Genomic DNA, 12,445 nt, shown 5'->3' with positions numbered 1-12,445 from the left:
CTAATTTTCCATTCAAGCACCAGCGAAGAACCCAGCAACTGAAACCCCATCCTCTTTAATCTAATTTTTAGAATAATTCTCCACTGTAAAGATTGAAATAGTAATTAACCCAGTAAAAGCACCGCTATGCATACCAGGTAGAATGCCACAAGAACCCTGTGGTAAATCAGATCAGCCACCTCCACCATCCGCTCCCTTTTCGTGAAGTTGGATAGATAAAGTGGTACGGTGGCTATGAATGGTGGAACTATCACAAGAAGGATCTGCAGCAGGCTGATGTAACCTCCAGTGTAGCTCCAGGCAAGGAGAACACAGAACAGAACGGAAACAAGGGTTGTCTGAGCCTTTTTTTCCTTGTACATCAGGTATGTGCCCATACCCGCAAGGTACATTAAAATGTAGACCGGGACAGGTACGGTGAGAATACCCCCCAGGAGAACAGCGGCGGATGCCAGTCTCAGAACTGTATTTGTTGCAGTACTTGCAAGTGGTGCAAGCGGAGTGTCCTTCAGTCTTACTGGTGGGAGTGTGTAGATGAACTGGTTTAGGACCATTAGAAGGAGTATCAGGCAGAATACCGGATGGATGATATATGCAGCTGCAGTGGACACCACAAGAAGGACAAATATAAAAAGCAGGACCTCCCTGGGTTCAACATGGTTCTCTATGAAGGGCCTTCCCCTTTTCATGCGGTCGTTCCTGTCACTTTCAATGTCGGTGAAGTCGTTAAGTGAATATAGAGCCCCCCAGAGGAGCGTCACCGTGAAGAGTCCTGAGATGAATCTGATGGGGTCTGCATCTGAGGCATAGGTGAGTGCCAGAATGTACATGTGGATGTTCTTGGCACACCAGCTCATTCTCGTTGAACGTAGGAGTGTACTCAGCATGATCTCATCTTCTCCAGAACGGTTCTTGGTCTGCAGCCATATAATTCTATGTAACGCCTTATCTCTTCCTCATCAGCACCTGAATGGGCCCTTATTATATTTAAGGTTTCAGTTACAGTGTAATCTATCCTTACAGCTGTAAAGGGAATCCTGAGGGAGTGAAAGAGCACTGAAGAGAGGATGGGTATGTCGGTGAAGATGTCCAGCTTTTTACCCCTGAAGTAGAACCTCCAGGCTGTCTGGAAGATCATGTTCATGTCCCTGAATGCTTTCCTGTTTCTGAGGTACTCACCAATGCATCTGAGGTAGAACTTCAGTGCTTCAGATCCCGCCCTGGCTGTCCACTGACTGAAACCCATGAATTCTGAGAAATCATGGCTGTCATGGAACCTGTCAGCAAAGACCACAGCATCAAATTCGGCAAGTTTCCTGTAAAGATCCCTCCTGCTATCTGCACCCAGCTCCGCCTTCATCTCATCTAAGAGGTGGCTGAACACATAATCTGCATCAACATCCGCTGACTCAAGGTTACATGGCACTTCATATACATCAAGCCCCACCTCCTGGATACCCCTGTAGATGTTGGCTGATTTGCCCGTCCCGGGGGCGCCCACAACATGGAGTATGTTGCCACGGCACTCCCTGATAACCTCAAGGGCTTCAAGAAGCCTTCTGTAGGACTCAGTCACAACGAAGACACTGTTATCGGATGCCGAGTTCACCTTGTAGTCCATAATAATAATTAATGACAGGAAACATATAATCATGTTAGGTGATACCATGAACCTCAAGACCCGTGCATTCAATGATGGTGGAAGGATACCCTCAAGGTACACGTGTGATGGTGAAAACATATCGCCACCCCTGGAATGGGATGGCGTCCCTCCAGAGGCCCAATCCCTTGCACTCATATGCGACGACCCCGATGCCCCATCAAAGGTGTGGACCCACTGGGTAATATTCAACATGCCCCCAGGCTCAGGGGGCCTTGATGAGAACATTCCATCCATGGGGAGGCTGCCTGATGGCTCAGTCCAGGGCTACAATGACTCTGGAACCATAGGCTACAGGGGCCCCTGCCCTCCATCCGGTGTTCACAGGTACTTCTTCAGGCTCTACGCCCTTGACACCATGCTGGACCTTGAACCCGGTGCAGGCAAGGAGGACGTCCTCAAGGCAATGGAGGGCCATGTTCTGGCTGAGGCTAGAATAGTGGGGCTCTACAGAAGAGAATAGCTCATTCAATCACTCAGAAGTCACTGCAGACTGGGGAAAAAATAGAACAGATCCAGCTGATGCAGAAGAATCTAATATTGTTGGGAAAAAGAAATACAGAACTCCTATGCATCCCCAACATCACAGGAAAGAATCAAAAACTAAATATTGTTGGGAACCCTCAGCTTGGCAGGAAGAGCCTTTATACGGGCAGGTGCACCGATTGCCAGTGACCATGGGGGCACGTTCCTGGTTACGACCGCCCCCGCTGCCACCATTGCACCCTCACCCACCTCGATCCTGGAGAGGAAGGTGGAGTTTGCACCTATGGATGCCCCCTGCCTTATTATGGGGCCCCTCAATTTGTAATTGACCCTTATGGGGTAGCGGTCATTGGTGAAGCATGCGCAGGGTCCTATGAATACATTGTCCTCTATGTAACTGTTCTTGGGCAGATACACGTTTGACTGGATGCTGACATTGCTCCCTATCTTTGAGTGACCCTCAATGACCGTGTTTGTACCTATGAGTACATCATCACCTATTGTTGTCTTCTCCCTTATGAGGACGTTGTGGCCTGTTCTGAGGTTATCACCTATGGTAACATCATTGTATATAACTGTGTTTGAGCGCAGAAGAGGGTTTTTACCTATAACCGGGGGTTTACTGAACTTTTTGTAGCCATAACCAACTATTATATTCTCACTTTCCCTTTTATAACCCCATTCTTCTTCCTGATCTCCAAAAAGAAGACTTTTAATATTTGGCATTTGCCCATGCATCCCCCAAATGCTTTATTAAAGTCCAGGTACAGAGGAAGTCATATCCTTTTATATTAGATATTGACAGTATCTATGAGGAAGTCATATCCTTCCCTTATATCAGATATTGACAGTATCCATAATATACTTTACTTCATGCATACCATCTATAATTACATCGGCTCATCAAAAAAGGTGGTTCACTGGGGACATTCAATCATCAGGAAATAATCAGGAAGGATTCCATGGATGCAGATGAACTTGCGGTTCTCATCAGGGAGGTCAGATCCGAGGTAGGTCATGAGGATACAGAGGTAAGGATAGCCAAGGCCATATTCAATGGGGAAAGAGACGAACTCCTCATAGTCGCGCCCGACCGTTCAGATAAGTCCATCATAATAGGGAAGGGTGGATGGGTTGTGGGCAGATTACGGGAGAAACTTGGCATCAGCAGGATACATGTTGAATCAGAGATCGACATCATCATGAGAAGGGAACGGGTTAAATTTGCACTTGAGCGACTGGCTGAACTCAGGGGATCCTTCAGGGTGCTCTCCCTCCTTGAGGAACCGCTGAGGAAACGGCTTGAATATCCTGCGGGACTTGACTTTCTCACAGGAGGCAGCAGTGCACCCCCAAACTCCATCGAAGAGCCCGGTGCTGCTGTGGCACTATCAGGGGGTACTGATAGTTCATTTTCACTCATAGCAGCATTTAATCTTGGTTTAAAACCTGTGGCATTCACCGCTGACCCTGGCACCATTGTACTGCCAGGTCACGTCAGGAAGGCTGTGGATGAACTCACCAGTTCCCTCGGGGTGAGGCACGAGTACATCAGGATGGACTTCACTGAATTTCAGAGGGATGCACTGGAGGGGAGGTTCCACCCCTGCGGTAGGTGCTCATCCATGATTGAGGAAGTCATCATGGAAAAAATAAAGAATGAGGGAATTGATACTGTGATATTCGGTGATCTACTCTCAGCAGGATACCGTTCGCTCCAGGTAACCGATGATATCCTCAGGGTTAATCTACCTGCACTCTTTGCGGCCTCAAAGCAGGAACTGAAGTCCTCTGTATCCGATTACGGGATCAGAGCCCCCTCAGGGTTCGGCTGTCCCCTTCTTGGGGAGGTCCACCGCAGGTATCCCCACATGAGGCGCTACTCAATTCAGAGGGTCCTCAGGGAGACCCGTGCCGGTGTGCTTGAACCCGGCGAGGCCCTGGAACTTGTATGGAGTATCTGCGGCTCCCGGTGAACTAACTGAATATCTTGAGAAGACCGTAGGCTATGAGGAACACACCAACCAGATACCCGACAAGCTGCGGGTAGATTATCATCAGTATACCGATGAGTACCGCCAGAAGTCCAACAACCCTTGTTTCGGTTTCAGATTTCATGTAATAATTGTATGTCAAAAATTATATATAAAATTTCTGCTCCATGAAAAAAATAATCCTTAAGTGCCCCTTTCAGACTCCACAAAAGCTCTGATATCATCAATGGCCGCCCTAACCATCTCAGGGGCTGGTCCACCTGGAACCATCCTCATCCTGACATTTTCAAGTGGATCAAGTGCTCTTCTCACAAGTTCCCGGTCCAGTTCAAGTCTCCTGCCGGTGACCTCGAGGCTGACCTCATCAAGGTACTCTGAATCTATGTCAGAGGGCCTGAGACCATCGGAAATGGCCCTTGTGACCAGTCTTCCGACTATCCTGTGGGCCACCCTGAAGGGTATGCCCCGCTCCCTTACAAGGATATCTGCAAGGTCAGTTGCGGTTGCAAAGTTGGCCCCTGCAAGTTCAAGGGCCCGCTCCCGGTTAACCCTGATGCCAAGGAGCATCCCCCTCACGACGCGGATCATTGATAGTGCAGTCTCGGTGGCCCTCCACAGGTGGGGTGTGATCTCCTGAAGGTCCCTGTTGTAGGTGTAGGGGAGGGCCTTCATGATTCCAAGTACAGAGAAGAGGGCCCCATGGAGTGTGGAGGTCTTTGCCCTGGCTATCTCGGCCACATCAGGGTTCTTCTTCTGGGGCATTATCGATGATGTTGATGAGAATTCATCAGGGATCTCTATCATGCCAAACTCGTAGGTGCTCCAGAGTATCATCTCCTCTGAGATCCTGCTTAGGTTCACCGCCAGCACCGAGAGGTCAAAGATTGTCTCTGCTATAAAGTCCCTTGCACTCACCGCGTCCATGGAGTTCCTCATGTAATCAGAGAACCCTAAAAGTTCCGTTGTAAGTTCCCTGTTTATGGGGAAGGTTGTGGTTGTCATGGCCGCGGAACCCAGGGGGTTGATGTCAATCCTCTTCAGGGCGTCCTGGAGCCTCTCATAATCCCTTCTGAGGGAATAGGCGTAGGCCATGAGGTGGTGGGCAAGGGTTGTTGGCTGGGCATGCTGTAGGTGGGTGTAGCCAACCATGACCGTCCCTGTGTGTTCAAGTGCCATTTCAGCTATCTTATCAATGAAATCGAGGAGTTCGTGGCTGATAATTTTTATTTTCTCCCTCAGGGCCAGGCGCAGGTCAGTTGCAACCTGGTCGTTCCGGGATTTGCCTGTGTGCATGAACCCGGCTTCCTCACCTATCATGGCTGTCACGTAGTTCTCGACAGCCATGTGGATATCCTCCACCGATGGGTCCATGTCAAGGGCCTCGACACCCTCCTCCCTGAGGGTTTCAAGGGCTTCTATGATCTTATCTGCCACTTCCTCCGGTATTATACCCTCATGGGCCAGCATGGTTGTGTGTGCAATGTTACAGTCAACATCTGCCTCAAATATGTAGTGGTCGAATGTGAGGGATGAGGTAAACTCTGCTGCCTCATCCTCCATGCCCCTCTTCAGTCTGCCAGCCCTCAGGTTCAAGTTTCCACCTATTCCCTGTTTTTCCATTCGGTGTATCCGCACTTACCGCAGGCGTACCTGTCCCCATGGTCCGCCATGAAGACACCGTTTGAGCATCTCACACAGAAGGGGTTCTTCCTTACGAGTTTATCCCCCTTTACCTCGTAGAGTTCGAACTTCTTCATCTATTCCTCCTCCTCTTCCTCTTGTGCCTCTGTGTTCTTCTTTATGATGTGTTCAGGTTCTATCTCGGTGAGTTTATCCATTGAATCATATATCTTGGCGTATCCTGAGGCCTTTGGCTCGCCGAATCCCTGGTCGATCTTGTCGACCACAAGGAGGTCCTTATCCGCGTCAAGCATTGCAACGAGCTTGTTCTTAACATCAAGGACCTTCGGTGTTGATTCGCCCTCATATAAGCATTCAAACCTTATCTCCTTTCTGTTTAAGAGTGGGTTTTCCTTTTCCTCGATTATTCTGATCTCCATTCTATGCCTCCTCAAAGTTTTTTATGAGTTCTTCAGCTCTTTTCCGTGTTTCGATGGCCTTTACCAGCACAACACCCTCATCTGGCTGTCCATAGAGTATGACAGTGTCTGCTGGGGCCATTAAGATTGATGGTAAAACAGCCAGGTCCTCCTCTCCATCAACAACTATCATGAAGCGTTCGCCGGCTCTTGCCCCATCCATGGCCTTTTTGATGGAGTTCCAGAGGTCCTCTGTTATGGTGCCTGGCGGGTTTGTGGATCTGATAATGGTTGCTGTGTCATTGAATTCATGGTCAGAGTCCCTTCTCTGTATCCTGTTGTCTATTATGCTGATGTCCGGTTTCAGGCCATGCTCCAGTGCGTTGCGTGTTGTGACATCACCAACCGTTATGAGAAACGAATCCCCCACATCGATGTTTCTGAAGGATTCGTGGAGCTCTCCAAGGGGTTTCTTGAGCTCTGCCCTGAGTTTTTCCGGTAGAATGTACACTATCTGACCCTCAGTGCGTATTCACCAGGAAGTTTTATATCCAGCTCCCTGGCTATATCTGATTTCTCTGGATCTATGATTATGAGCAGTCCGCTCCAGTTGGTGGATGCTGGAACATTGCAGACCGGGCAGCGTTCGTCGCTGGTGATTCTCTTACACCTTGTGCATGCCTTCTCAGTCATTTTTTACTCTTCCTCTTCTCTTCTTCAATCCATTCGAATTTTCCAAGTCCTGGCTGCCTCATGGTGAGTCCAACCTTCACACCCTCTCTTCGGCCCTTGAGGCTCAGCGCGACTATCCTTGCCCTTACAAGGTCCCCCTCATCCAGGCGTTTACCTGTCTCCTTACCTGTAAGGGAGCCCTTCTTGGCATCATAGGTTATGTAATCGTCTGTCACCTGTGAAACGTGCACAAGACCATCCACCGGCCCAATGCGCACGAATGCTCCGAACTCTGCAATCTCTATTACCTCGCCCTCAACGATCTCATGTAGTTCCGGTTTGAAGAATAGGGCTGTGAATGTCACCTCATGGTAGGCAGCACCGTCACCCATTATGACCTTTCCGATTCCTATATCCTCTATTTCATTTACGGTTATCATCTGGCCGAGGTTCCTGTCCATCCTTCCAACGTAGGTTTCGTTGAGAACCTCTATGGCAACCTCCTCCAGTGGCTCCTCAAAGCGGTCTGGAGGTATTCTGACTGTGTCAACAATTTTTGTTATATAATACAATGGGATCCCCCATTAAAGAATTACTCCATACATTTCTCTCTGTAGAGTTCTATGGAGTGATTAACGGCTTCAAGTGCCTTTTCGGCGCCCTCCCATCCGATTATCTCTGTCTCCTTACCTTCAAGGTTCTTGTAAACCTGGAAGAAGTGTGCTATCTCCTTCAGGATGTGTTGGGGTATGTCCGATATATCCTTAACATCACTGTAGTGGGGGTCATCAACAGGCACCGCCAGGATCTTATCGTCCTGGTCCCCCCCATCTATCATCCTGAGAAGGCCTATGGGCCTTGACTCTATGATGCATCCAGGGAATGTTGGCTCATCAATGAGTACCATGATGTCCATTGGGTCGCCGTCATCGTAGAGGGTCCGGGGTATTATACCGTACTCTGCAGGGTAGAATACCGGTGAGTAGAGCACCCTGTCAAGTGCAAATGCCTCAAGGTCCTTGTGGTATTCATACTTGTTCCTTGAACCCCGGGGTATTTCAACAACTGCATATACTACCTCTGGTACTGATGGTCCAGGTTCAATATCCTTCCACAGATTCATGAAAAACCTCCTATTTATATATGCCCATCAACTGCAAGATATTTTTTCTGCCTCAGATAGACCACGGGTATGCCCTGTGACCTCGCCCTTTCCCTGAGCTCCCGGTCAGCGGTGCAGAGCACGTCTGAGATCCTGAGAAGCGCATCGTCAGCAGTTTCACCTTCACGGAGTTCCTCCTCAACCACCCTGAATGGTGGTCTTCGTGCCAGAGAAAGGCCAATTGAGGCGGCTATCCTTGCATCGCCACCTGCATGCCTCCTTATACCCTCAAGTTCCCCTATCACAAAGGAGGGGACAAGGAGCTCATGGGTCGGGAAGAGTCTCCGGAGCTCAGATACTATGTCAACCCTGAACTGGTGGGGTATCATAAAAAATTGGTGTCTATAACCACCCTATTTGATGATACCATATCCTATCAGCCTCCATCTTGCTCCAACCCTTCTTGATAGGGCTATCCTCTGACCCTCCTCTGCGCAGGCGGGTAGTTTAAGGACGACGTCGGCATCAGCAGCCCTTGCTGATTTAACAACACCCACGGTGGTTGTGGTACCGACGTTTATCATCAGGGGCTCCCCTGTCTTAATGGGTTCCACCTTGGTCTCCTCCCTGGTACCGACGACCCTCTCAAGGAGGTGGGTCTCCATGGTGAAGGAGTGCCTCACAGGTGGGAGGGTGCCTGGTTCACCGGCCACTGAACCTGAAAGTGAATCTGCCTTGGTCAGTGAGGGATCAAGGAGTGTTCCAACACCCACGAGGCCCCCTGGACCAACCTCATCCATCTCCTCTCCCCCTGCCACAAGGCCTGTGATGGTGGAGTGGAGGCTCATCCAGGACTGTTTACCATCCTTTTTAACCTGTATGCCGGGTTTTATCTCTATCTCATCCTCCACCCTGAATTTACCCTGGACAAGTGAGCCGCCTATAACTCCACCTGCAAGGTGTTCAGGGTCAACCCCTGGTTTGTTTATATCAAAGGACCTGGCCACGTACATCCTGGCAGGCTTATCAACATCCCTTTTGGGTGTTTTGATTTTCTCCTCAATTGTCTCAATGAGAATGTCAATGTTGGCGCCCTGCTGTGCAGATACAGGTATTATAGGTGCATCCTCAGCACATGTACCCTTCACAAATTCCTTGATCTCCCTGTAACTCTCAAGGGCCCTTTCCCTGGAGACTATGTCTATCTTGTTCTGGACAACGATAACATCCTTAACCCCTATCACGTCAAGAGCCATGAGGTGCTCCTTTGTCTGGGGCTGGGGACATGGCTCATTGGCGGCTATTACAAGTATGGCTCCGTCCATGAGGGCGGCTCCGGAAAGCATGGTTGCCATGAGTGTTTCATGGCCGGGTGCATCCACAAAGGACACCTTTCTCAGAAGCTCTGTCTCGGTGCCGCACCTCTCACAGATCACTGCAGTTGTGTAGCACATCGGGGCTTCACACTGGGGGCACTTTCTGAATGTTATGTCAGCATAGCCCAGACGGATGGATATGCCCCTCTTGGTTTCCTCACTGTGGGTGTCTGTCCAGACACCTGAAAGGGCCTTTGTAAGGGTTGTTTTACCATGGTCCACGTGCCCCACAAGACCAATGTTTATTTCAGATTGATTTTTCACGGATTACACCTATAAAATCTTTTATTATTCCTCATCGGCGCCAAGAAGCTCTTCAAGTGGCTTTTCACCCTTTTCGATAACCACGGTGTTTATCTGTACTATGTCCTCTGATACAGTGTTTCCCCTGAATGTTTTCCTTCTCCTCTCACCCTTACGTGCAGGTTTGTACCCCACGCCACCTGATACAAGGCTTCTAACTCTCCTTGCACCGGGCACAGTCTTCTTCATTGGGAAACCGTTCTTATCGCTTCCACCTGTGATTTTCAGTCTGTATCCTTTGAGGCCTATTACTGAACCATCGAATTCATCCCCTATTGTGAGGCCAATGAGGGCCCTTGATTCTGATGGTTCTACCTCCATCTGGACACTCTTCTCCTTATCTGAAATCACAACCTTAAATGCCAATATATCTCCTCCTTTCTTCAATTAAAATGGTGCCTTCATTCCCCAGTCAGGATTCTTCTTCCTCTTGATCTCCGCTATCTTCTCCAGAAGACCAAGTTCTTCCTCTGTCAGATCCCCTGAAAGTTCATCCACGAGTATTCTGTAGTGGTTCTCGGGTACGTCAACGTAGAGCGTGTCGCCCTCATTGATCGTCTTCCCGTAAGCGGCGTCCTTGATTGCCATTGCAACCTTCTGGCCGCGTGATGCTGATTTGAGGTTTTTACCCTTATCCTGCATGCTCTCAACTGTACCCACAGTTTCTCCTTCCTCGTTCATGAGGGGGTAATCCTGCTTTATGACACCTGCAAGGACCTCAACGCCACCGATTGCAGGTTTGCTCTGCCTGAAGACAAGTTTAGGGATCAGCCTTATGCTTGCAGGTTTTATAATTGCATCCATCCACCTTCTCTTCTTCTCTTCCTCAATGGCCCTGACCCATTCCTCATATTCTTCCATGAGCCTGTAGATGACGTTTCCCTGGAAGAGTTTGATATCTGAGTTTTTGAGTTCCTGGGCCGCTGATGGGATCACCTTCACGTTGAAGGCTATTATAGCCCCGTAGACCCTGTCCTCCTGGAGGGATATTCCTGCATTCACAACGTCCCTCCTTGAAACGTCCCCTATGTCAGCCACCTTGATGGGGACATCCATGTCCCTCAGTATCTTCACCACCGCTTCAAGGGACCCCAGGGTATCGGCCTTTACAACCACACCTGCCTCGTCGGTGTCTATCTTGATGTCCTCTATTTCACTGAGTATCTCTTCTCTGACCTTCTCTGGATCCGTGACGACACGGAGGGGTGAACCCGCCATTACATCATCGATGTCGGGTGCCACGATCTTTATACCCGCAGCAGCCACCACCTCGTCCACCTTCTGGAACTTCTTCCTGGACTCCCTCATCTCCTCGAGGGGTCTGGGTTTCAGGAGGGACCTTATCCTTGTGAATATGACATCCGTTGATGTCATCATTGCGATGGTATCGTCCTTACGGAGTATGCCGTCATAGATGACCGCATCTATTGTCATCCCGAGACCTGTCTCCTCCTTAACCTCAAGGATGGTCCCCTTCGCAGGGGAATCCTCCTCAATTTTCAGCTGTTCCCTGAGGTACTGCTGTGCAAGTCCCATGAGCATTGTTAGGAGTTCGGGTATTCCCTCTCCGGTCACCGCACTTATGGGTATTATGCTGACCTGTGAGGCGAAGTTGGTTACCCTGTCGAACCTCTCTGATTCGAAGCCCTCCTCGTGGAGCCTGCCCACAAGTTCATAGACCTTTGTGTCCAGTTTCTGCTGGACCTGAATGTCCTGTTTGCTGAATGTCTCCATGAAGGGCAAGCCTTCAGTGGCCCTCCAGCCGTGGATCCTGTCTATCTTGTTTGCAGCCACCACAAAGGGTGTCCTGTACATCTTGAGGATGTTGAGAGCCTCCTGGGTCTGGGGCTTGAATCCCTCATTTATGTCAACGATGAGTATTGCAAGGTCTGCAAGGGCCCCCCCACGTTTACGGAGGGTTGTGAACGCTTCATGTCCAGGGGTGTCTATGAAGAAGAGTCCTGGCAGCGTCTCCCTGATTGAGAATTTTTTAAGGAAATCTCCGCATATGTTTTCAATGACATCCATGGGTATCTCTGTGGCCCCTATGTGCTGGGTTATACCGCCCGCCTCCCTTGCGGCAACTGCACTGCCCCTTATATGGTCAAGGAGGGTGGTTTTCCCGTGATCCACATGTCCGAGTACTGAAACTATGGGTGATCTGATTTTCATTGAAATCTCCGCGTTCATTCCTCGTATACCATTTCCCTATCAGGCATCTCGTAGCTGCAAATTTCTGATTCCTTAAAGAAAAGTTTAATCTCCCTTTCAGCTGATTCTGGAGAATCTGAGGCATGGATTATATTTCTACCTGTTTCAAGGGCGAAGTCTCCCCTGATTGTTCCGAGTTCTGCCTCTGCAGGGTTTGTTGCTCCCACCATCTTTCTTATGATGGAGATGCAGTCCTTACCCTCTATGACCATTGCAAGTACGGGTGCTGATGTGATGTAGTCCACAAGGTCCCTGAAGAATGGTTTCTCCCTGTGTTCCTGGTAGTGTTCCATTGCAAGGTCCTCAGGGATCTGGAGCATCCTGGCAGCGACTATCTTGAGTCCCTTATCCTCGAACCTGGATATTATCCTTCCTGCGAGGCGCCTCTTTACTGCGTCAGGTTTCAACATTACAAAGCTTTTTTCCATCATTTTTTAACCCATTTAACTTTTCTTGGAACCCTTCCCAGTTTGATCATGTTTTTCTCGCATTTGCTGCTGCAGAAGAAATAGATTGTGCCGTCCTTCTTAACGTACATCTTTCCTGTACCTGGCTCTATTTCTTCATGGCAGAATGAACAGACTCTCATTTACAAACACCTG

The 12,445-nt window shown here is 49.2% G+C and carries 19 protein-coding genes; 2 read left to right on the top strand and 17 right to left on the bottom strand.

The features are described 5' to 3' along the window. Window positions 1-104: 104 nt before the first annotated feature. Both ACPLJI_RS04970 and ACPLJI_RS04965 read right to left on the bottom strand, forming a co-directional pair. Window positions 105-887, bottom strand: coding sequence for a UbiA family prenyltransferase (locus tag ACPLJI_RS04970; protein ID WP_424730969.1), 783 nt, complete (start codon window positions 885-887; stop codon window positions 105-107). Further along, window positions 881-1,621 carry an ATP-binding protein gene (locus tag ACPLJI_RS04965; RefSeq protein ID WP_424730968.1) on the bottom strand — a complete coding sequence of 247 codons (741 nt, stop codon included), beginning with the start codon at window positions 1,619-1,621 and terminating at the stop codon, window positions 881-883. Before ACPLJI_RS04965 ends, ACPLJI_RS04970 begins: the two co-directional genes overlap by 7 nt. Window positions 1,622-1,667: 46 nt before the next feature. Here ACPLJI_RS04965 and ACPLJI_RS04960 point away from each other — a divergent pair, with 46 nt between their 5' ends. Then, window positions 1,668-2,123: a YbhB/YbcL family Raf kinase inhibitor-like protein gene (locus ACPLJI_RS04960; RefSeq protein ID WP_424741155.1), complete on the top strand. Its 456-nt coding sequence runs from the start codon at window positions 1,668-1,670 to the stop codon at window positions 2,121-2,123. Between the two features lie 140 nt (window positions 2,124-2,263). On the opposite strand, the gene ACPLJI_RS04955 is transcribed toward ACPLJI_RS04960, so the two are convergent. Further along, entirely contained in the window at window positions 2,264-2,872 is a 609-nt protein-coding gene (locus ACPLJI_RS04955) for an acyltransferase (RefSeq protein ID WP_424730966.1), read from the bottom strand. A 236-nt stretch (window positions 2,873-3,108) separates the two neighbouring features. On the opposite strand from ACPLJI_RS04955, the gene ACPLJI_RS04950 reads away from it, so the two are divergent. Further along, window positions 3,109-4,122, top strand: a complete 1,014-nt coding sequence (locus ACPLJI_RS04950; protein WP_424730965.1) for an ATPase — start codon at window positions 3,109-3,111, stop codon at window positions 4,120-4,122. A gap of 1 nt (window position 4,123) precedes the next feature. On the opposite strand, the gene ACPLJI_RS04945 is transcribed toward ACPLJI_RS04950, so the two are convergent. The 14 genes from ACPLJI_RS04945 to ACPLJI_RS04880 are packed head-to-tail and all read right to left on the bottom strand — an operon-like array spanning window position 4,124 to window position 12,432. After that, complete coding sequence (locus tag ACPLJI_RS04945; protein WP_171770393.1) at window positions 4,124-4,264, bottom strand: DUF3096 domain-containing protein; 141 nt, start codon at window positions 4,262-4,264, stop codon at window positions 4,124-4,126. A gap of 59 nt (window positions 4,265-4,323) precedes the next feature. After that, window positions 4,324-5,733 carry an argininosuccinate lyase gene (gene argH, locus ACPLJI_RS04940; RefSeq protein ID WP_424730964.1) on the bottom strand — a complete coding sequence of 470 codons (1,410 nt, stop codon included), beginning with the start codon at window positions 5,731-5,733 and terminating at the stop codon, window positions 4,324-4,326. 8 nt (window positions 5,734-5,741) lie between these two features. Continuing rightward, complete coding sequence (locus ACPLJI_RS04935; protein WP_013295537.1) at window positions 5,742-5,897, bottom strand: 30S ribosomal protein S27ae; 156 nt, start codon at window positions 5,895-5,897, stop codon at window positions 5,742-5,744. Further along, the gene (locus tag ACPLJI_RS04930; protein WP_424730963.1) at window positions 5,898-6,200 is read right to left on the bottom strand and encodes a 30S ribosomal protein S24e; all 303 of its coding nucleotides are present in this window, start codon (window positions 6,198-6,200) and stop codon (window positions 5,898-5,900) included. A 1-nt stretch (window position 6,201) separates the two neighbouring features. Further along, window positions 6,202-6,690 carry a GTP-dependent dephospho-CoA kinase family protein gene (locus ACPLJI_RS04925; protein ID WP_424730962.1) on the bottom strand — a complete coding sequence of 163 codons (489 nt, stop codon included), beginning with the start codon at window positions 6,688-6,690 and terminating at the stop codon, window positions 6,202-6,204. After that, on the bottom strand, window positions 6,690-6,872 hold the full coding sequence (gene spt4 / locus ACPLJI_RS04920; RefSeq protein WP_013295534.1) for a transcription elongation factor subunit Spt4: 183 nt from the start codon (window positions 6,870-6,872) through the stop codon (window positions 6,690-6,692). Before spt4 ends, ACPLJI_RS04925 begins: the two co-directional genes overlap by 1 nt. Continuing rightward, window positions 6,869-7,414, bottom strand: coding sequence for a DNA-directed RNA polymerase (rpoE, locus tag ACPLJI_RS04915; RefSeq protein ID WP_424731025.1), 546 nt, complete (start codon window positions 7,412-7,414; stop codon window positions 6,869-6,871). Before rpoE ends, spt4 begins: the two co-directional genes overlap by 4 nt. 29 nt (window positions 7,415-7,443) lie before the next feature. Then, entirely contained in the window at window positions 7,444-7,974 is a 531-nt protein-coding gene (locus ACPLJI_RS04910) for an inorganic diphosphatase (protein WP_424730961.1), read from the bottom strand. Between the two features lie 14 nt (window positions 7,975-7,988). Beyond that, window positions 7,989-8,342 (bottom strand): PIN domain-containing protein, encoded by a 354-nt coding sequence (locus ACPLJI_RS04905; RefSeq protein WP_424730960.1) that lies wholly within the window; start codon window positions 8,340-8,342, stop codon window positions 7,989-7,991. A gap of 24 nt (window positions 8,343-8,366) precedes the next feature. Then, window positions 8,367-9,593, bottom strand: coding sequence for a translation initiation factor IF-2 subunit gamma (gene eif2g / locus ACPLJI_RS04900; protein ID WP_424730959.1), 1,227 nt, complete (start codon window positions 9,591-9,593; stop codon window positions 8,367-8,369). Between the two features lie 24 nt (window positions 9,594-9,617). Continuing rightward, complete coding sequence (locus ACPLJI_RS04895) at window positions 9,618-9,998, bottom strand: 30S ribosomal protein S6e (protein WP_424730958.1); 381 nt, start codon at window positions 9,996-9,998, stop codon at window positions 9,618-9,620. A gap of 21 nt (window positions 9,999-10,019) precedes the next feature. Then, entirely contained in the window at window positions 10,020-11,804 is a 1,785-nt protein-coding gene (gene infB, locus ACPLJI_RS04890) for a translation initiation factor IF-2 (RefSeq protein WP_424730957.1), read from the bottom strand. 14 nt (window positions 11,805-11,818) lie between these two features. Continuing rightward, entirely contained in the window at window positions 11,819-12,274 is a 456-nt protein-coding gene (ndk, locus tag ACPLJI_RS04885) for a nucleoside-diphosphate kinase (RefSeq protein ID WP_370005244.1), read from the bottom strand. Next, on the bottom strand, window positions 12,271-12,432 hold the full coding sequence (locus ACPLJI_RS04880) for a 50S ribosomal protein L24e (RefSeq protein WP_013295526.1): 162 nt from the start codon (window positions 12,430-12,432) through the stop codon (window positions 12,271-12,273). The genes ndk and ACPLJI_RS04880 overlap by 4 nt, the downstream gene beginning before the upstream one ends. Window positions 12,433-12,445: the final 13 nt, after the last annotated feature.

Origin of the sequence: Methanothermobacter sp., from assembly GCF_049720995.1 — an archaeon.
Classification (GTDB): Archaea; Methanobacteriota; Methanobacteria; order Methanobacteriales; family Methanothermobacteraceae; genus Methanothermobacter.
This window is presented reverse-complemented; position numbering and strand designations above follow the sequence as displayed.

Bases quoted from the DNA above. Each gene is read 5' to 3' on its own strand.
- ACPLJI_RS04970 (WP_424730969.1), bottom strand. From the start codon at position 887: ATGCTGAGTACACTCCTACGTTCAACGAGAATGAGCTGGTGTGCCAAG.
- ACPLJI_RS04965 (WP_424730968.1), bottom strand. From the start codon at position 1,621: ATGGACTACAAGGTGAACTCGGCATCCGATAACAGTGTCTTCGTTGTG.
- ACPLJI_RS04960 (WP_424741155.1), top strand. From the start codon at position 1,668: ATGAACCTCAAGACCCGTGCATTCAATGATGGTGGAAGGATACCCTCA.
- ACPLJI_RS04955 (WP_424730966.1), bottom strand. From the start codon at position 2,872: ATGCCAAATATTAAAAGTCTTCTTTTTGGAGATCAGGAAGAAGAATGG.
- ACPLJI_RS04950 (WP_424730965.1), top strand. From the start codon at position 3,109: ATGGATGCAGATGAACTTGCGGTTCTCATCAGGGAGGTCAGATCCGAG.
- ACPLJI_RS04945 (WP_171770393.1), bottom strand. From the start codon at position 4,264: ATGAAATCTGAAACCGAAACAAGGGTTGTTGGACTTCTGGCGGTACTC.
- ACPLJI_RS04935 (WP_013295537.1), bottom strand. From the start codon at position 5,897: ATGAAGAAGTTCGAACTCTACGAGGTAAAGGGGGATAAACTCGTAAGG.
- ACPLJI_RS04930 (WP_424730963.1), bottom strand. From the start codon at position 6,200: ATGGAGATCAGAATAATCGAGGAAAAGGAAAACCCACTCTTAAACAGA.
- spt4 (WP_013295534.1), bottom strand. From the start codon at position 6,872: ATGACTGAGAAGGCATGCACAAGGTGTAAGAGAATCACCAGCGACGAA.
- ACPLJI_RS04910 (WP_424730961.1), bottom strand. From the start codon at position 7,974: ATGAATCTGTGGAAGGATATTGAACCTGGACCATCAGTACCAGAGGTA.
- ACPLJI_RS04905 (WP_424730960.1), bottom strand. From the start codon at position 8,342: ATGATACCCCACCAGTTCAGGGTTGACATAGTATCTGAGCTCCGGAGA.
- infB (WP_424730957.1), bottom strand. From the start codon at position 11,804: ATGAAAATCAGATCACCCATAGTTTCAGTACTCGGACATGTGGATCAC.
- ndk (WP_370005244.1), bottom strand. From the start codon at position 12,274: ATGATGGAAAAAAGCTTTGTAATGTTGAAACCTGACGCAGTAAAGAGG.
- ACPLJI_RS04880 (WP_013295526.1), bottom strand. From the start codon at position 12,432: ATGAGAGTCTGTTCATTCTGCCATGAAGAAATAGAGCCAGGTACAGGA.